This is a genomic window from Pseudomonas sp. PAMC 29040, assembly GCF_003994535.1.
Taxonomy (GTDB): domain Bacteria; phylum Pseudomonadota; class Gammaproteobacteria; order Pseudomonadales; family Pseudomonadaceae; genus Aquipseudomonas; species Aquipseudomonas paraversuta.
In genome coordinates this window covers 398,760-416,065 of record NZ_RZAA01000005.1, presented here as the reverse complement: position 1 = coordinate 416,065, position 17,306 = coordinate 398,760, and the positions used below count along the sequence as shown (strand labels likewise).

The 17,306-nt window shown below is 58.4% G+C and carries 17 protein-coding genes; 2 read left to right on the top strand and 15 right to left on the bottom strand.

Annotated features, from left to right (window positions below; translation table 11 throughout):
* Window positions 1-284 precede the first annotated feature (284 nt).
* From WG29040_RS11995 to WG29040_RS11940, 12 genes are all read right to left on the bottom strand, one after another.
* The gene (locus WG29040_RS11995; protein WP_127196197.1) at window positions 285-1,070 is read right to left on the bottom strand and encodes a TatD family hydrolase; all 786 of its coding nucleotides are present in this window, start codon (window positions 1,068-1,070) and stop codon (window positions 285-287) included.
* Window positions 1,071-1,102: 32 nt separating this feature from the next.
* Window positions 1,103-2,089, bottom strand: a complete 987-nt coding sequence (locus WG29040_RS11990) for a DNA polymerase III subunit delta' (RefSeq protein ID WP_127196196.1) — start codon at window positions 2,087-2,089, stop codon at window positions 1,103-1,105.
* On the bottom strand, window positions 2,082-2,714 hold the full coding sequence (gene tmk / locus WG29040_RS11985) for a dTMP kinase (RefSeq protein ID WP_127196195.1): 633 nt from the start codon (window positions 2,712-2,714) through the stop codon (window positions 2,082-2,084). The genes WG29040_RS11990 and tmk overlap by 8 nt, the downstream gene beginning before the upstream one ends.
* Before the next feature lie 22 nt (window positions 2,715-2,736).
* Window positions 2,737-3,822: an endolytic transglycosylase MltG gene (gene mltG / locus WG29040_RS11980; protein ID WP_127196194.1), complete on the bottom strand. Its 1,086-nt coding sequence runs from the start codon at window positions 3,820-3,822 to the stop codon at window positions 2,737-2,739.
* Window positions 3,823-3,825: 3 nt separating this feature from the next.
* Window positions 3,826-4,644, bottom strand: a complete 819-nt coding sequence (gene pabC / locus WG29040_RS11975; RefSeq protein WP_127196193.1) for an aminodeoxychorismate lyase — start codon at window positions 4,642-4,644, stop codon at window positions 3,826-3,828.
* Window positions 4,644-5,888 (bottom strand): beta-ketoacyl-ACP synthase II, encoded by a 1,245-nt coding sequence (gene fabF / locus WG29040_RS11970; RefSeq protein ID WP_010655791.1) that lies wholly within the window; start codon window positions 5,886-5,888, stop codon window positions 4,644-4,646. Before fabF ends, pabC begins: the two co-directional genes overlap by 1 nt.
* Window positions 5,889-5,999: 111 nt before the next feature.
* The gene (gene acpP / locus WG29040_RS11965) at window positions 6,000-6,236 is read right to left on the bottom strand and encodes an acyl carrier protein (RefSeq protein ID WP_003442511.1); all 237 of its coding nucleotides are present in this window, start codon (window positions 6,234-6,236) and stop codon (window positions 6,000-6,002) included.
* 191 nt (window positions 6,237-6,427) lie between these two features.
* Complete coding sequence (fabG, locus tag WG29040_RS11960; RefSeq protein ID WP_010655790.1) at window positions 6,428-7,171, bottom strand: 3-oxoacyl-ACP reductase FabG; 744 nt, start codon at window positions 7,169-7,171, stop codon at window positions 6,428-6,430.
* A 16-nt stretch (window positions 7,172-7,187) separates the two neighbouring features.
* Window positions 7,188-8,126: an ACP S-malonyltransferase gene (fabD, locus tag WG29040_RS11955; protein ID WP_029612305.1), complete on the bottom strand. Its 939-nt coding sequence runs from the start codon at window positions 8,124-8,126 to the stop codon at window positions 7,188-7,190.
* A 126-nt stretch (window positions 8,127-8,252) separates the two neighbouring features.
* Window positions 8,253-9,263 carry a phosphate acyltransferase PlsX gene (gene plsX, locus WG29040_RS11950; RefSeq protein WP_127196192.1) on the bottom strand — a complete coding sequence of 337 codons (1,011 nt, stop codon included), beginning with the start codon at window positions 9,261-9,263 and terminating at the stop codon, window positions 8,253-8,255.
* A 4-nt stretch (window positions 9,264-9,267) separates the two neighbouring features.
* Window positions 9,268-9,450, bottom strand: coding sequence for a 50S ribosomal protein L32 (gene rpmF / locus WG29040_RS11945; RefSeq protein ID WP_003442519.1), 183 nt, complete (start codon window positions 9,448-9,450; stop codon window positions 9,268-9,270).
* Window positions 9,451-9,463: 13 nt separating this feature from the next.
* Complete coding sequence (locus WG29040_RS11940; RefSeq protein WP_003442521.1) at window positions 9,464-9,991, bottom strand: YceD family protein; 528 nt, start codon at window positions 9,989-9,991, stop codon at window positions 9,464-9,466.
* Window positions 9,992-10,096: 105 nt separating this feature from the next.
* Between WG29040_RS11940 and WG29040_RS11935 the strand changes: the two genes are divergently transcribed.
* The gene (locus WG29040_RS11935) at window positions 10,097-10,675 is read left to right on the top strand and encodes a nucleoside triphosphate pyrophosphatase (protein ID WP_127196191.1); all 579 of its coding nucleotides are present in this window, start codon (window positions 10,097-10,099) and stop codon (window positions 10,673-10,675) included.
* Window positions 10,676-10,724: 49 nt separating this feature from the next.
* Here WG29040_RS11935 and WG29040_RS11930 read toward each other — a convergent pair whose 3' ends face one another.
* From WG29040_RS11930 to rluC, 3 genes are read right to left on the bottom strand one after another with little or no spacing between them, the layout of a single operon-like run.
* Window positions 10,725-11,711, bottom strand: a complete 987-nt coding sequence (locus WG29040_RS11930) for a S49 family peptidase (protein ID WP_003442525.1) — start codon at window positions 11,709-11,711, stop codon at window positions 10,725-10,727.
* 20 nt (window positions 11,712-11,731) lie between these two features.
* Window positions 11,732-12,394, bottom strand: coding sequence for an HAD-IA family hydrolase (locus tag WG29040_RS11925; RefSeq protein WP_003442527.1), 663 nt, complete (start codon window positions 12,392-12,394; stop codon window positions 11,732-11,734).
* Complete coding sequence (gene rluC, locus WG29040_RS11920; protein WP_003442528.1) at window positions 12,384-13,343, bottom strand: 23S rRNA pseudouridine(955/2504/2580) synthase RluC; 960 nt, start codon at window positions 13,341-13,343, stop codon at window positions 12,384-12,386. The genes WG29040_RS11925 and rluC overlap by 11 nt, the downstream gene beginning before the upstream one ends.
* A gap of 707 nt (window positions 13,344-14,050) precedes the next feature.
* On the opposite strand from rluC, the gene rne reads away from it, so the two are divergent.
* The gene (rne, locus tag WG29040_RS11910) at window positions 14,051-17,278 is read left to right on the top strand and encodes a ribonuclease E (RefSeq protein ID WP_127196190.1); all 3,228 of its coding nucleotides are present in this window, start codon (window positions 14,051-14,053) and stop codon (window positions 17,276-17,278) included.
* Window positions 17,279-17,306 lie beyond the last annotated feature (28 nt).

The window sequence follows — 17,306 nt, the reverse complement described above, 5'->3', positions numbered from 1 at the left end:
CTGCGTATAGACGTTTACCGAGAATTTCATATAAACACTATGAGCACTCAAACGAATCACGCGTATTCCAAATCTGTTTAAAAAATGACCAACAGAGACTGGACGTTCAACAAAGCTGACCAATACTTAAGGAGTCGGCGCAGCATCCCCCCCAAGTGTTTCGCCGATCAAGGCGACAATGGAATGTAGGCCTTTGTTTTACTCCTAATGGTCTTAACCCGGATTCCCCAGAGTCCGGGTTTTTTTTTGCCACTCACCCACTCGCTCCCGCAAGGCGTTGGGGGCTAGCCCTGAACCCGGGCCAGGGGGAACAGGCGCTTGAAGTTTTCGGTGGTCTGCTCGGCAAAACGCTCGTAGGACTCGCCGCGCAACATGGCCAGAAATTCGGCGACTTCGCGCACGTATTGCGGCAGGTTCGGCTTGCCACGATAGGGAATCGGCGCCAGATACGGCGAGTCGGTCTCAACCAGCAGGCGATCCGCCGGTACTTTGCTGGCCACATCGCGCAGGGCGTCGGCATTACGGAAGGTGACAATCCCCGACAACGAAATGTAATAGCCCATGTCCAGCGCAGCCCTGGCCATGTCCCAGTCTTCGGTGAAGCAATGCAACACGCCGGCATTGGGCAGCGCCGCTTCACGCAGCATGGCCAGGGTATCGGCGCGAGCTCCACGGGTATGGATCACCACAGGTTTGCCGGTCTGCTGCGCCGCCTCCAGGTGAACCCGAAATGACAGTTGCTGTAACTCGGCGGCTTCCGGCTCGTAGTGATAGTCCAGACCCGTCTCGCCAATGGCCACCACCCGCGGGTGATTCAACTCGTTCAGCAACCAGTCCAGCGCTGGCGCGGCCCCCGGCTGAACATCCAGCGGGTGGATACCCACCGAGCAATCGACATCGGTATAGCGATCCGCCAGGGCTTTGACATCGCCCGCATTGTCGGCACTCACGCCAATGCACAGAAAGTGCCCGACACCGCGCTGGCGTGCCGCTTCAAGGGCGGCGTCCAGCGAACCGTCATGGGCACTCAGATCAAGGCGATCGAGGTGGCAATGGGAATCTACGAGCATACAAAAATCACCTGTTTCACAATTCAATCAAATCAGCGCTGGCCGGGCAGACCCGCCCACTGCACCAAGAGTGCCTCAAGCAACAACACCCGGTTGAGGTTGGCTTTGCTCAGCACTTTTTGCCGTTGGGCGAGAATCCAGTCCTGAATATTCAGGACTTTGTCCTGCGGGGTTTTCTGCGCCAGGTACTGCAGTACTTTGCGCATGTCTTCCAGACCAAGACCGGACTCGTCCTGGGTCAACTGATAACGCAGGATCAAACTCGACCAGTCGCAAAACCAGTCAAACAGCAGCAGCAATGGTATGGCATTCCAGCTTTCCGCCAGTTGCGTCGCTGACAGCTCGCGCTTCAACAGTTTTTTTACCCCGGCCACTACCGCAGCCCGCTGTTCACGCACACCCTGGGCCTGCAGCTTGACCGCGGCCAGGGGCGAGCCCGCTGCCAGCGTCAGCAATTCGACCCGCTCTTCGCTGCTGCACTCGGGCAATGCCCCGGCCAGCCACTCCAGGCTCAGGGCCTCGCCCGGCAGTGGGCAGGCTTGTTGCACACAACGACTGCGGATGGTCGGCAGCAGGCGACTGGACTGGTGGCTGACCAACAACAAAATGGTATTGCCGGACGGTTCTTCAAGGCTTTTGAGCAGGGCGTTGGCAGCGTTGATGTTCATCGACTCAACCGGCTCGACCAGCACCACCTTGCGCCCGCCCAGCTGCGCGGTTTGCACCACAAAGCTGACCAGATCCCGTACCTGGTCAACCTTGATCGCCTTGTCGGCTTCTTCGGGTTCCAGGATGTAGTTGTCGGGATGACTGCCCGCAGCCAGTAACGAGCAGGACTTGCACGCCCCGCAGGCCTCCAGCCCGACCGGCTGCCTGCACAACAGGCTGGCCATCAGGCGTTCGGCCAGCGCGCGCTTGCCGATGCCCGCCGGCCCGTGCAACAGATAGGCGTGAGCATGCTGGGCACGCCCGGCCATTTGCTGCCACAGGCCGTCCTGCCACGGATAAGCCTCAGCCACGGTGCAGTTCCAGCAGTTCTGGCAACAAGGCATCCAGCTGCACTTGTACGTTTTCCAGTGACTGGGCGGCATCCACCAGACGATAACGCCCGGGCTCAGCTCCGGCACGCTTGAGGTAGGTGCTGCGCACCGCATCAAAGAATGTCCGGCCTTCCTCCTCGAAACGGTCAAGCCGCCCACGGGCGCTGGCCCGGGCCATGCCGACTTCAATCGGCAGATCAAACACCAGGGTCAGGTCCGGGCGCAATGAACCTTGCACGAAGGTTTCAAGGCTGGCGATACGCTCTTGCGACAAACCGCGGCCGCCACCTTGATAGGCATAAGTGGCGTCGGTGAAGCGATCGCACAAGACCACGGCGCCACGGGCCAGTGCCGGACGAATCACCTCGGCCAGATGCTGGGCACGGGCGGCAAACACCAGCAGCAGCTCGGTGTCGGCGCACATGGCTTCATCGCTGGGTGCCAGCAACAGCTCGCGAATTCGCTCGGCCAATGGCGTGCCGCCGGGCTCGCGGGTCAGAACCACGTCGATACCGGCGCTGCGCAGGCGCTCGGCCAGGTATTCGCGATTGGTGCTTTTGCCCGCGCCTTCGGGGCCTTCCAGGGTAATAAACAAGCCAGTCACAGGCAGCAATCCTTAATCAATGTCATTGCGGGCTTTGCGGCTCGGCCGCAGGGCTCACCGGCTCCGCTGCCGGGGTCGGCGCCGGACTTGAACGGTAGTCGGCACGACGCTTGATCTGGAACTCGCGCACGGCATTGTTGTGCGCATCCAGATCATCGGAAAAGGTGTGGCTGCCATCGCCCTTGGCAACAAAATACAGGCTGCTGCCACTGACCGGGTGCAAGGCGGCATGAATCGCTTCACGCCCGACCATGGCAATCGGTGTCGGCGGTAAACCCGCAATGGTGTAGGTGTTGTACGGCGTGGGTTCACGCAGATGGCTACGGGTGAGCTTGCCGTTGTAGCGCTCGCCCAGCCCGTAGATCACGGTGGGATCGGTTTGCAGCGGCATACCGATTTTCATGCGGCGCACGAATACCCCGGCAATCTGCCCGCGTTCCTGGGGCACCCCGGTTTCTTTCTCTACCAGAGAGGCCATGATCAGCGCCTGGTAAGGGTCGGCATAGGGTACGTCCGGGTCTCGCTGCTCCCATTCTTCGGCCAGCACTTTCTCCAGACGGTTGTAGGATTTTTCGAGCAATTGAGCGTCAGTCATGCCCCGCACGAAGCGATAGGTGTCCGGAAAGAACCGGCCTTCCGGGAATTCTCCGGGATGACCGAGTTTGGCCATGACTTCGCTGTCGCTCAAACCGTCTAGGGTCTGCTCGATTTTTTCGTGTTTTGCCAGGGCGCTGCGTACCTGGCGGAAGTTCCAGCCTTCGACCAGGGTCAAGCTGTACTGCACCACTTCACCACGCTTCCACAGGCCAATCAGGTCCTGGGCGCTCATGCCGGGAGTCATGCGGTACTCACCGCTGTGCAGGGGCTGGCCCTCGAGATTGAAACGCCAGTACAGGCGTAGCCAGAAAGCGTCATCCAGCGTGCCGTCGGCCTCTAGCCGATTGAAGGTGCCGGTCGGCGTGGCGCCAGCCGGTACGTCGAGCAGTTGCTCTTGTGTCAGGTTAAGCGGTTGTTCCAGCGCCGAGTTGAGCTTCCAGGCGCTAGCGCCCAGCAACAATCCCGCCAGCACCAGACCTGTCTCCAGCAGCACCAAGAATTTACGTTTCACGAATCAAACATCCAATAGGGTGCGAGCAATGCCTTGCAGTTTACGGGTGAGCGGCCCCACCGGCCAGCTCAGCTCTGCAAACCCGCGAACAGGCCAGATGCCATATACGCTGTTGCAGAGAAAGAGTTCATCGGCCTGCTGCAATTGCTTCAGGCTGATGTCAGAAACATGACAAGGGATGCCCAGCTGTCCGACCTCGGCCAGTAGCGCTGCGCGCATCACGCCGGCCACACCGCAACGCTGCAGGTCGGGGGTGAGCAAGGCACCGTCGCGGACCAGAAACAGATTGCTGAACACACCTTCGATGATCCGGCCCGAGGTGTCGCGCATCAAGCCCTCGGCGTAGGCCGGGTCTTGCCATTCAGAACGGGCGATCACCTGTTCCAGGCGATTAAGGTGCTTGAGCCCCGCCAATAGCGGCTGCTCGGCCAGACGGGTGGCGCAGTCAAACAGCTGGATGCCCTGCTCGGCATGGGCCTGCGGGTAAGTAGCAGCCGGACCGGCTTGAAGAATTCTTCGAGGTTGCGCCTCGGGGTTGGCGCTGTAACCGCGCAGACTGTCGCCACGGGTCAGGATGAGCTTGAGAACGCCCTCCCCCATGGCCTGCGCATACGCCAGCAATTCGCTGCGGATCAATGCCTGATCCGCAACAATCGCCAGTCGGGTACAACCGAGTGCCAGACGCTGCAAGTGCAGGTCCAGCAGCTTCGGTTTGCCGGCCTTGACGGCAATGGTCTCGAACAGACCATCACCGTAGGCCAGCCCACGGTCTTTAAGCGACGCCAAGGCGTTCGCTGGCTGGCCGTCGACCCAGCTTTGCATCAGTCGGTGAACCGGCGGAACACCAACGAGCCGTTGGTGCCGCCAAAACCGAATGAGTTGGACAGCACTACATCGATCGGCATTTCCCGCGCCTTGTGCGGCACGAAATCGAGGTCGCAGCCTTCATCCGGCTCATCGAGGTTGATGGTCGGCGGAGCTATCTGGCTGTTGATCGCCAGCACGCTGAAGATTGCCTCTACCGCGCCTGCAGCACCCAGCAAGTGACCGGTCATGGATTTGGTCGAGCTCACCGCCAGGTTGTAGGCGTGCTCGCCAAACACCGACTTGATCGCCGACACTTCCGCCAGGTCACCCGCAGGCGTCGACGTGCCATGGGCGTTGATGTACTGCACTTGATCGCCGTTTATTCTGGCGTCGCGCAAGGCGTTGGTGATGCAGCGTGCAGCGCCCGCACCGTCAGCCGGAGGCGAGGTCATGTGATAAGCATCACCGCTCATGCCAAAACCTATCAGTTCGGCATAGATGGTCGCACCACGGGCCTTGGCATGCTCAAGCTCTTCAAGCACCAGCGCACCGGCACCATCAGAAAGCACAAAACCGTCACGGCCTTTGTCCCAGGGACGGCTGGCACGCGTCGGGTCGTCGTTACGGGTCGACAACGCACGCGAGGCACCAAAGCCGCCCATGCCCAGACCGCACGCGGCCATCTCGGCGCCGCCGGCAATCATTACGTCGGCTTCGCCGTAAGCAATGTTGCGTGCCGCCATGCCGATGCAGTGCGTACCCGTGGTACAGGCTGTGGCAATGGCGTAGTTCGGACCCTGCGTACCCAGGTGGATAGACAGAAAGCCGGAAATCATATTGATGATCGAGCCAGGCACGAAAAACGGAGAGATCCGTCGCGGGCCTTGCTCATGCAGGGTACGGCTGGTTTCTTCGATATTGGTCAGACCACCAATACCGGAGCCCATTGCTACACCGATGCGCTCACGATTGGCATCTGTGACTTCAAGGCCGGAATTACGCACAGCTTGAAATCCGGCTGCCAATCCGTATTGAATAAACAGGTCAAGTTTTCGGGACTCTTTGACGGAGAGGTAATCCTCAACGTTAAAACCCTGTACCGAGCCGCCAAAACGGGTGGAATAGGCAGAAAGATCCGTGTGTTCGATCAGACCAATGCCACTTCGGCCTGCCAGAATGCCTTGCCAGGAGCTTGGTACATCTGCACCCAGCGGCGACAACATCCCCATACCGGTGACTACGACGCGTCTACGCGACACAGCACTCTCCTTTATTCTATTGACGACACTTTGCATCACACCTAAAGAAAAAACCGCACGCCAGAGCGGCAGTGCGGTTTTTCCATAACAGCGAGCAACGATTACAAGCAATTAAGCCTGGTGGTTAGTCACGTAATCGATAGCAGCTTGTACGGTCGTGATCTTTTCAGCTTCTTCGTCAGGAATTTCAGTCTCGAATTCCTCTTCAAGAGCCATCACAAGCTCAACGGTGTCAAGGGAGTCGGCACCCAGGTCTTCAACGAAGGAAGCAGTGTTTACTACTTCTTCTTCTTTAACGCCCAGTTGCTCGGCTACGATTTTCTTGACGCGCTCTTCGATGGTGCTCATACCTTGTTTTCACTCCTAATGGACAAATTCAGGCAGCTGGCCAGCGGGCAAGTGTATCGAAAGACTTTTCAGTTTTTCAACTGAAAGCTTTGCACTCATCCCTCAACGGCCCTCTGCCTATAAATAGATTGCAGCTTTATAACGGATTTTAGACAGCTCGTATGACATTTTTTTGAAGCAATCCGTCACATTTAACTCATGTACATCCCGCCGTTGACCGGGATTGTAGCTCCGGTCACGTAGGCTGCACCGTCAGAGGCCAGAAAAGAAACCACGTTTGCGATCTCTTGTGCCTGACCCAAACGGCCCAGCGGAATCTGTGTCAGCAAGGCTTCACGCTGTGCCTGCGGCAACTCGCGGGTCATATCGGTATCGATAAACCCTGGTGCTACCGAGTTCACAGTGATCGAGCGCGAGCCCACTTCACGTGCCAGCGCACGGCTGAAACCTTCCAGGCCAGCCTTGGCGGCGGCATAGTTTACTTGGCCTGCGTTGCCCATGGCACCCACAACAGAGCCAATACTGATAATTCGTCCCCAACGGGCCTTGGTCATGCCGCGCAAAACACCCTTGGACAGGCGAAACAGACTGTTCAAGTTGGTATCGACGACGTCATGCCATTCGTCATTTTTCATCCGCATCATCAGGTTATCGCGGGTGATGCCGGCATTATTGACCAGGATCGCCGGCGCACCGAACTGTTCCTGAATGCTGTTCAGCACCGCGGCAACTGATTCATCGCTGGTAACATTAAGTTCCATGCCGGTACCCTGAACACCGTGTTCTTTCAGGGTGGCAGCAATGCGCTCGGCACCGGCTTGCGACGTAGCAGTGCCGATTACAACGGCGCCCTGACGACCCAATTCCAGGGCAATAGCCTGGCCAATACCACGGCTGGCGCCGGTTACCAGTGCAACTTTACCTTGCAAGCTCATGCAGGCTTCTCCTAATTCAAGCCAGTGCCGTACGCGCAGCGGCGAAGGCATCTGGGGTATTCAAGTTGTGAGTGGTTACGCCTTCTGCGCAACGTTTGCTGATGCCTACCAGGACTTTGCCCGGACCGCACTCAACCAAGTCAACCGGACCGCTGGCTGCAAGCGCCTGTACCGATTCAACCCAGCGCACCGGCTTGTACAGCTGCTCGAGCAGATCGCGCTTGAGGGTTTCCAGATCTTGCACAATGGCCGCACTGACGTTCTGCACCAGAGGAATCTGTGGCGCCTGCCAATCAATCGCTTGAATCGACTCGGCGAAGCGCTCTGCGGCAGGACGCATCAACTCACAATGCGAAGGTACGCTGACCGGCAATGGCAGCGCACGCTTGGCTCCGGCGGCCTTGCACAGCTCCATGGCACGCTCGACGGCAGCCTTGGAACCGGCAATTACAACCTGACCCGGCGAGTTGAAGTTAACCGCGCTGACCACTTCACCCTGGGCAGCTTCAGCACAGGCTTGCAGCACAACGGCGTCTTCGAGCCCCAGAATCGCCGCCATGGCGCCCTGACCGGCCGGAACAGCTTCCTGCATCAGTTGCCCGCGACGCTCAACCAGCCTGACCGCATCCGCCAGGCTCAGACAGCCGGCAGCCACCAGAGCGCTGTATTCACCCAGGCTGTGACCGGCAACATAATCCGGACGCTTGCCGCCTTCGGCCAGCCACAGACGCCAAAGGGCAATCGAGGCAGTCAGAATGGCTGGCTGGGTAACATCAGTTTGATTGAGTTTTTCTGCCGGCCCTTCCTGGGTCACGGCCCACAGGTCGTAACCCAGAGCATCAGAAGCTTCTTTGAAGGTATCAATGACCAGCGGATGAGCCGCGCCCAGCTCGGCCAACATGCCGAGGGACTGCGAACCCTGCCCTGGAAAGACGAATGCGAGGGATGTAGACATGTAACAAGCCCCTAATGATCTTGTCGTCGGAGAATTGACGTCCTGCCGTGGCGGACGCAAGAAACTGACAGTTGGATGGCTGATTAGACCGGGCGGTCACATTTCAGTACCCGGCCGGCAAAACGCCTACGGCAACAACCCTTCAAGGCGTCCATACAAACGCTTTGGCAGGTCTTCATGGATTTCAATCAGTGCGCGCTCTATTGCACTCTGAAAGCCCTGAGCACCTGCCGAACCGTGACTCTTGATAACAATGCCCTGCAAACCGAGAAAACTCGCACCATTATGCCGGGCGGGCGCCAGATCAGCCTGCAAACGCCGCATTAACGGTAACGCCAGCGCACCGACAAACCGGCCGAACAGCGTACGCTTGAATACCGCCCGGATCCTGCTCGAAATCATCGTCGCCAGACCTTCGCTGGATTTGAGCAAGATATTGCCGACAAATCCATCGCACACCACCACATCGGCCTCACCCCGGTACACCCCGTCACCCTCAATAAAGCCGATGTAATTGAGGCCAGGCGCCGACTGCAACAATACCGCCGCTTCCTTGACCTGCTGATTACCCTTGACGTCCTCGGTGCCTATATTGAGCAAGGCGACCCGCGGACGCAGAATACCCAGCGCCTGCGCCGCCACCGAGCCCATCACGGCAAACTGAAACAACTGCCCGGCAGTGCAATCAACATTGGCCCCCAGATCCAGCAACTGACAGTAGCCGGTTTGGGTCGGCACCGCCGCCACCATTGCCGGACGATCAATCCCCGGCAAGGTTTTAAGCACATGCCGCGACAGCGCCATCAGCGCCCCGGTATTACCTGAGCTCACGCATGCCTGCACCTTGCCGTCACGCAACAACTCCAGCGCCACACGCATAGAAGAGTCTGGCTTGCTGCGCAAAGCTAGCGAAGGCCGCTCATTCATGGCGATCACTTCTGAAGCAGGGGTAATAGTCAGGCGCGTGCGATCCACAGCCGGATAGCTGGCAATCAGATTTTCAAGTTCGGAGGGTTGACCGACGAGGGTCAGGTGTAACGAGGGAGTAGCAGACAGGCAAGCAATACTGGCCTGAACAATGCTGCGGGGACCGAAGTCCCCGCCCATTGCGTCGATCGCGATGACCTGAACGGACAAGTGATTACTCGTCAGCGCCCTTGTCGATCACTTTACGACCACGGTATACGCCTTCTGGCGATACGTGGTGACGCAGGTGAATTTCACCGGTGGTTTTTTCTACAGACAGAGTGCTAGCCGAAAGAGCATCGTGCGAACGACGCATGTCACGGGCAGAGCGGGATTTTTTGTTCTGCTGAACAGCCATAATTAATTAACTCCTAAACGTTTGGGTCACGCTTTAACTGCGCCAATACACTGAACGGGTTGGACCGCGTTACCTCGTCCTCGCCTGGATCGGGCTCATCGAGACCCGCCGGCTGCTGGCATTCTTCCGGATGATGAGCAGGCACAATGGGCAAGGCGAGCAGAAGCTCTTCCTCGATCAGTGCCAGCAGATCCAAAGGATCCTCGCCCAGCTCCAGCACGTCATAACCTTGCGGTAACGACTGGGTGTTCGCACCCTCTTTCACCACAGCATAACTGCACTCGCTGTGGATCGGCAGGGTGACCAGCTCAAGACAACGCTGGCAAACCATTTTGACTTCGGCGTCGATAGAGCTGTGGATGACCACAGACCTACGTTCATCTCGTTCAAAAACAAATTTCGCCTGGACCGTTCCGAGAGTATCGGAAAGCGGGTCGCAGAGTCTCTCCAAATCAGCCAGCAACACTTCACCTTGGAGGGTAGTGCCACGATCAGCTAATTTGCGCGGGTCAACGTGAGGTGGAATCGGGTCATTCAACATAGGCGCAGCATTCTAGGGACGACCCCTTCACCTGTCAAAGGAAATTGTGCCTGTGCGACATCCTGTACGATCGTTAGAATCCCTGACCGCCCACAGGAGACGCGCATGCTGCCTTTATTACTCGCTTCAAGCTCGGCTTATCGCCGTGATCTGCTGGCTCGCCTGCGCCTGCCTTTCAGCTGCAGCTCCCCCGATATAGACGAAAGCCACCGCCCCGGCGAATCAGCCGTCGAACTGGTGAAACGCCTGTCCCGGCAAAAAGCCGAAGCACTTGCCACCCGTCACCCCGACCACTTGATTATCGGCTCCGATCAGGTTGCAGCGCTCAACGGACGAATCATCGGCAAACCCCACACGTTTGACAAGGCCCGCCAGCAACTTTTGGACGCCAGCGGCGCCAGCGTAACCTTCCTCACCGGACTGACCCTGCTCAACAGCCAGACAGGCCACTATCAGACCGACTGCGTGCCCTTCACCGTGCACATGCGCACCCTCACCCCGGAACAGGTCGAACGCTACCTGCTTGCCGAAGAACCCTATGACTGCGCAGGCAGCTTCAAAGCGGAAGGTCTGGGTGTGAGCCTGTTCAGGCGCACCGAAGGCGATGACGCCACCAGCCTGGTCGGCCTGCCACTTATCCGCCTGGTCGACATGCTGCTCGCGCAAGGCGTGGCGATTCCGTAAAACAAAAAAACCGGCCTGAAAAGGCCGGTTTTTTTAAATCATCCATGGATCAGCGCAGGGTCGGCCCCTGGAACCCCATCCACATCGCCAACTGTTCAGCCACACTGGCGCCCAGCTTTTTCGAGAAGCGGTCAAACGCCGACTCTTGCACAGTGAAGTCGATCAGTTCTTTTTCACCGATCACATCACGGGCAACCGAACTGGCATTACCCAACCCGTCGATCAAGCCGAGAGGCAATGCCTGCTGCCCGGTCCAGACCAGCCCCGAAAACAGCTCGGGATGATCCTTGTCTTTAAGGCGATCACCACGCCCCTGCTTGACGCTGGCAATGAACTGCTCATGGGTGACATTCAACACGCCCTGCCAGAACTTGGTCTCGTCCGGTTTTTCAGGCTCGAACGGATCAAGAAAGGCCTTGTGTTCGCCAGAGGTGTAAGCGCGGCGCTGAATACCCAGCTTGTCCATTGCACCGACAAAACCAAAGCCCGCAGCCGTCACCCCGATCGAGCCCACCAGGCTGGCTTTATCGGCGTAAATTTCATCTGCCGCACTGGCAATGTAATAGGCTCCCGAGGCACCCAGATCGGAAATCACCGCATACACCTTGATATCAGGGTGCAAGCCGCGCAGACGGCGAATCTCATCGTAGACATAGCCCGACTGCACCGGACTGCCGCCCGGACTGTTGATACGCAACACCACACCCTTGACCTTGGGATCGGCGAACGCAGCCTGCAGGCTGGTGACAATATTGTCAGCACTGGCAGCCTCTTTGTCCGCAATCACGCCGCGCACATCGATCAAAGCGGTATACCCGCTACTGGTGGCACTGCGCTCCATATCCACCAACGGAGAAAACAGGATCAGCACCGTAATCAGATAACAAAAGGTCAGCACCTTGAAAAAAATGCCCCAGCGACGCGCCCGACGCTGCTCCTGAATTCCTGCCAACAGGGTTTTTTCCAGCAGCTTCCAGCTTTTGTCATCGCCGGCAGCCGGCTCAGACTCTGAAGGCGCCTTCCATTGATCAACCATGCTCTACCCCAGCAAAGACTTTAATTAACCTGACAATTGAGCCAGGTACGCAATTCGGGAAAACTGTCGATCGCCAACCGCGGCTCAAATGCAAGCAAGCGCTCCATTGACTGAGCACCATAGCTCACTGCAACTGAATCAATACCGGCGTTGCGGGCCATCAGCAAATCAAACGACGCATCCCCCACCATCAAGGCCTGTCCGGGCTGCATGTCGCAATGGGCCAGGATTTGATTCAGCATCAATGGATCAGGCTTGCTGGCGGTCTCATCGGCAGCGCGGGTGATATCGAAAAAATCTTCCCAGCCATGAGCCCTGAGCACCCGGTCAAGCCCCCGGCGCGCCTTGCCCGTAGCAACTGCCAAACGGTAACCCTCGGCACGAAAGGCCTCGAGCGACTCAGCCACCCCCGCAAACAACGGTGACGGCTCGGTATCCATAGCCATGTAGACATCCGCATAGTGCTGGCGAAAGGCAATCACCTGGGCGTCCGACATATCGGGATAAAGCGACAGGATGGCCTCAGGCAAACCAAGGCCAATAATTCCCTTGATCGCCTCTTCATCGCGCTCAGGACGGCCTGCGCGATGTGCCGCGACCTTCATCGCGGCGACAATCCGACCGATGGAGTCAGCCAGCGTACCGTCCCAGTCGAAGATCAGCAGCTTGTACTCATGGCGCACTCAGCAGGCGCTCCACGGTCTTGGCCCACATTTCGTCAACCGGAGCCTGCAGCTTCAACTCGCCACCTTCAGGCAGAGGCACCGTCAGCATGTAAGCGTGCAAGAACAGCCGCTTGCCACCCAGATCGCGAATTTCTTTAGAAAACCCTTCATCGCCATACTTGGTGTCACCGGCAATACAGTGACCGGCATGCAATGTGTGCACTCGAATCTGGTGGGTACGGCCGGTAATCGGCTTGGCCTCGATCATGGTTGCAAAATCACCGAAGCGACGCAGCACCTTGAACACGGTGACCGACTCCTTGCCCTCTTCGTTGACTTCAACCATACGTTCGCCGGAACGCAGGTTGCTCTTCATCAGCGGTGCTCGCACCTGCTTGATGGACGCCGCCCAGTTACCGCGCACCAACGCCATGTAGCGCTTGTCGACACCATCACCGCGCAATGCGGCATGCAAGTGACGCAACATGCTGCGCTTTTTGGCAATCATCAACAGGCCGGAAGTGTCCCGGTCCAGGCGATGCACCAGCTCCAGTTCCTTGGCATCGGGGCGCATCTGACGAAAGGCTTCAATTACGCCAAAAGTCAGACCGCTACCGCCATGTACAGCGATACCGGCCGGTTTGTTCAGCACTATCAGCGCCTTGTCTTCGTAGACAATGGCGGCTTCGAGTCGCTGCAACAAACCTTGAGCCACCGGCACCGGTTCATCGCGCTCCGGCACGCGAACCGGCGGCACGCGCACGATATCGCCCGCCTGCAGCTTGTACTCGGGCTTGATCCGCCCCTTGTTCACACGCACTTCGCCTTTACGCAAAATGCGGTAAATCAAGGTCTTGGGAACACCCTTGAGCCGTGCAAGTAAAAAGTTGTCGATGCGTTGGCCGGCATATTCCGGCGAGACCTCAAGCAGCTGGACGCTGGGGGTCGGGGGGGTAGTGGTCGTCATGCCGCGAATGATAACAATTTTTTATGGAATTGAAGCACTTAATCATTGCTGCTATAGTCGCGAACGCCGCCAAAAGCGGCCTGGACAGCGGATTAACGGTGAATAACCGGCCCTGCCCAACGCTCTTAATCAGGACGCGAGGCCGTCCTACGGGGCTTTTGCTGGATACGGAACACCTGGAGTTGTAACAAGCGCAGGTGACATGAGGCCTGAAGCGAGCCTGGAAAGCAGAGTGCAAACTCGCCTTTTACGCCGATATTCACGGCCAGTTCACAAAGTGCAGTCAGCTTCGGGCATATCAAGCGAATGCTTCGGAAACATCGCCTTTATTAGCCATGATGCGTGAACTCCCCTTTTGGAGAACACGGTAAATGCCAACCCGCTGCGGATTCTGCGCGCGGCAGCACCCGAATTATCAGGGATACGTGTAGGGTGGAGATGCACAACCGCCGGACTGTGTAGCAATAGGCTTTATCAAGACGCTTCATCTCGTCCACAGCCGCTGGTTGATTCCTCCTCCTGACTGAGTGCTTAAGTCACCACAGCAAGCAGGAAGCGTAAGTCGCGACTTCGCCCCCATTGGTCGAACCTCGCTGGACACAGGAGTGGCCAACTGCTCCTGACGCACCTGACACCGACCATGAGAAGTCGTGTGTGCCGAACGCCGTTTCCGGTAGCCCGGAAACCGACGGTACAACATGAAAAGAATGCTGATTAACGCAACTCAACCTGAAGAGTTGCGTGTTGCACTGGTAGATGGCCAACGCCTCTACGACCTGGACATCGAGTCAGGCGCGCGCGAGCAGAAGAAAGCCAATATCTATAAAGGCCGTATTACTCGCATCGAACCAAGCCTTGAGGCTGCCTTTGTCGATTTTGGCTCTGAGCGCCACGGCTTCCTGCCACTTAAGGAAATCTCCCGCGAGTACTTCAAGAAAGCTCCTGAAGGCCGCGTCAACATCAAGGACGTCCTGAGCGAAGGCCAGGAAGTTATCGTGCAGGTCGAGAAAGAAGAGCGTGGCAACAAGGGCGCAGCCCTGACCACCTTCATCAGCCTCGCCGGCCGTTATCTGGTTCTGATGCCTAATAACCCGCGTGCCGGCGGTATCTCCCGTCGCATCGAAGGTGAAGAACGCAACGAGCTGCGCGAAGCCCTGAACGGCCTGATCGCTCCGGCCGACATGGGTCTGATCGTGCGCACTGCAGGCCTGGGCCGCAGCAGCGAAGAAATGCAGTGGGACCTCGATTACCTGCTGCAACTCTGGACCGCCATTAAAGAAGCCTCCCTGGACCGCTCCGCGCCATTCCTGATCTATCAGGAAAGCAACGTGATCATCCGCGCCATCCGCGACTACTTGCGCCAGGACATCGGCGAAGTACTGATCGACAGCGTTGAAGCACAGGACGAAGCCCTGACCTTCATCCGCCAGGTGATGCCGCAGTACGCCAGCAAAATCAAACTCTACGAAGACAGCGTTCCGCTGTTCAATCGTTTCCAGATCGAAAGCCAGATCGAGACCGCCTTCCAGCGTGTCGTTGAACTGCCTTCCGGCGGCTCCATCGTTATCGACCCGACCGAAGCCCTGGTGTCCATCGACATCAACTCGGCGCGCGCCACCAAAGGCAGCGATATCGAAGAAACCGCACTGCAAACCAACCTTGAAGCGGCTGAAGAAATCGCCCGTCAGTTGCGCCTGCGCGACATCGGCGGCCTGATCGTCATCGACTTCATCGACATGACCCCTGCCAAAAACCAGCGCGCCGTGGAAGAAAAAGTCCGCGAGTGCCTGGAAGCAGACCGTGCCCGCGTACAAGTGGGTCGTATCTCGCGCTTTGGCTTGCTGGAAATGTCCCGTCAGCGCCTGCGTCCATCCCTGGGCGAAAGCAGCGGCATCGTTTGCCCACGCTGCAATGGCACCGGCATCATCCGTGACGTTGAATCGCTGTCGCTGGCCATTCTGCGCCTGATCGAAGAAGAAGCCCTGAAAGACCGCACTGCCGAAGTGCGCGCCCAGGTGCCAATCCCGGTTGCTGCATTCCTGCTCAACGAGAAGCGCAACTCGATTACCAAAATCGAACTGCGGACCCGTGCACGCATCATCATTCTGCCGAACGATCACCTCGAGACGCCGCACTTCGAAGTTCAGCGCCTGCGTGATGACAGCCCGGAAGCCCACACCAACCAGTCCAGCTACGAAATCGCTGCCGCTGCTGCGGAAGTGGAAGAAGTTCAGCCGGCTGCCGCCACTCGCACTCTGGTTCGCCAGGAAGCTGCAGTCAAAACAGCACCGCCGCGCACCTCGGCACCGGTTCCGACCGAAGCTGCTGCACCGGCTCCTGCTGCTGCACCTGCCGCTACCATCGCCGAGCCAAGCCTGTTCAAAGGCCTGGTCAAATCGCTGGTAAGCCTGTTCGCCTCCAAGGAAGAGCCTGCTGCTCCGACCGTGGTTGAGAAGCCGGCAACGACAGAGCGTCCTGCGCGCAATGAAGAGCGCCGCAATGGTCGCCAGCAAAGCCGCAATCGCAATGGCCGTCGCGATGAAGAGCGCAAGCCACGCGAAGAGCGTGCACCGCGAGAAGAACGCGCACCACGCGAAGTCCGCGAGCCGCGCGAAGAAACTCCGGTAGCTGCTGTTGCCCGTGAAGAACGCGCACCGCGTCCACCTCGTGAAGAACGTGCTCCACGCGCACCTCGTGAAGAACGCAAACCGCGCGGCGAAGCCCGTGAAGAGCGCGTTCGCGAATTGCGCGAGCCTCTGGATGCCGTTCCTGCCGCAGCCGTTGCAGCCGTCGTCGTCGAAGAAGAGCGGGCACCGCGCCCTCCACGGGAAGAACGCCAGCCGCGTGCTCCCCGCGAAGAACGTGCACCACGGGAAGTACAGCCAGTAGCCGCAGAAGACGAAGAAGCTCTGTCGAACGAAGAGCAATCCCAGGACGAGTCGCAGGACAACGCCGAAGGCGATCGTCCACGCCGCCGCTCCCGTGGCCAGCGTCGTCGCAGCAACCGTCGTGAGCGTCAACGCGATGCCAATGGCAACGTGATTGAAGGCTCGGAAGAAAACAGCGAAGAAGGCACTGCCGAAAACGCTCCTTCCACCACTGAACTGGCTGCCGGTCTGGCCGTCACTGAAGCCGTTGCCAGCTCGGTCATCAGCGCTCCTGCTGAAGCCCAGGCCAATCAACAGGCCGAGCGTGCTACCCAGACCGTCCAGGAATCGGCTCCGGCAGAAACCGTGATTGCTGAAAAGGTTCAAACAACTGAAGTAGCCATTGTGCCAACACCGGTTGTAGAAGCCCCTGTGGTTGAAGCACCCGTAGTTGAAGCGCCAGCTGTTGAAGCGGTCACCCCGGTCGAAGCAGTCAAGGCACCAGAAGTTGAAGTGCCTGCAGCACCGCAAGCACAGCCTGAAGCTCAGGTAGTTGCCGAGCCTGCCCCGGCAGTCGAAGCGCCTGTTGTAGCTGCGCCAGAGCCAGTGGTTGAAGCGGTAGTCGAAGCACCGGCAGTAGAAGCGCCAAGCGTGGAAGCACCGGTTGTTGAGGCACCAGCCATCGAAAAAGCGCCAGAGCACGTCAAGGAAGCCCGTTTTGTACGCGAGCCGATTGCCGAGCCGGCTATTGTCGAGGCAGCTCCGGCTCCTGTGGCTGAACCTGTGGCTGTCGAAGTCGTAGTGGCTGAAGCCGCCGTGATCGAGACAGCTGTAGTTGAACAACCTGCTCCGGCAGAAGTTGTTGTCGCGACTGAAGTGACTGAAGTGACTGAAGTAGTGGTTGCAGCTCCGGTTGCCAACACCGCACCAAGCAACGGTCGCGCTCCTAACGACCCGCGCGAAGTACGTCGCCGCAAGCGTGAAGCAGCCGCCGCTGCTGCCGCTCAGGCAGCTGCTGGCGAAACCGTAGCCGAAGGCAAGGAACACGAGTCTAAACCACTCGTCTAAACCTGCAGGCCACTAAAAAGCCCCGCCA

Excerpts from the sequence above, each read along its gene's own strand:
- fabD (WP_029612305.1), bottom strand. The coding sequence starts at position 8,126 with ATGTCTACATCCCTCGCATTCGTCTTTCCAGGGCAGGGTTCGCAGTCC.
- WG29040_RS11935 (WP_127196191.1), top strand. The coding sequence starts at position 10,097 with ATGCTGCCTTTATTACTCGCTTCAAGCTCGGCTTATCGCCGTGATCTG.
- rne (WP_127196190.1), top strand. The coding sequence starts at position 14,051 with ATGCTGATTAACGCAACTCAACCTGAAGAGTTGCGTGTTGCACTGGTA.
- WG29040_RS11940 (WP_003442521.1), bottom strand. The coding sequence starts at position 9,991 with ATGTTGAATGACCCGATTCCACCTCACGTTGACCCGCGCAAATTAGCT.
- pabC (WP_127196193.1), bottom strand. The coding sequence starts at position 4,644 with ATGCAAAGCTGGGTCGACGGCCAGCCAGCGAACGCCTTGGCGTCGCTT.
- WG29040_RS11995 (WP_127196197.1), bottom strand. The coding sequence starts at position 1,070 with ATGCTCGTAGATTCCCATTGCCACCTCGATCGCCTTGATCTGAGTGCC.
- rpmF (WP_003442519.1), bottom strand. The coding sequence starts at position 9,450 with ATGGCTGTTCAGCAGAACAAAAAATCCCGCTCTGCCCGTGACATGCGT.
- acpP (WP_003442511.1), bottom strand. The coding sequence starts at position 6,236 with ATGAGCACCATCGAAGAGCGCGTCAAGAAAATCGTAGCCGAGCAACTG.
- rluC (WP_003442528.1), bottom strand. The coding sequence starts at position 13,343 with ATGACGACCACTACCCCCCCGACCCCCAGCGTCCAGCTGCTTGAGGTC.
- fabG (WP_010655790.1), bottom strand. The coding sequence starts at position 7,171 with ATGAGCTTGCAAGGTAAAGTTGCACTGGTAACCGGCGCCAGCCGTGGT.
- WG29040_RS11930 (WP_003442525.1), bottom strand. The coding sequence starts at position 11,711 with ATGGTTGATCAATGGAAGGCGCCTTCAGAGTCTGAGCCGGCTGCCGGC.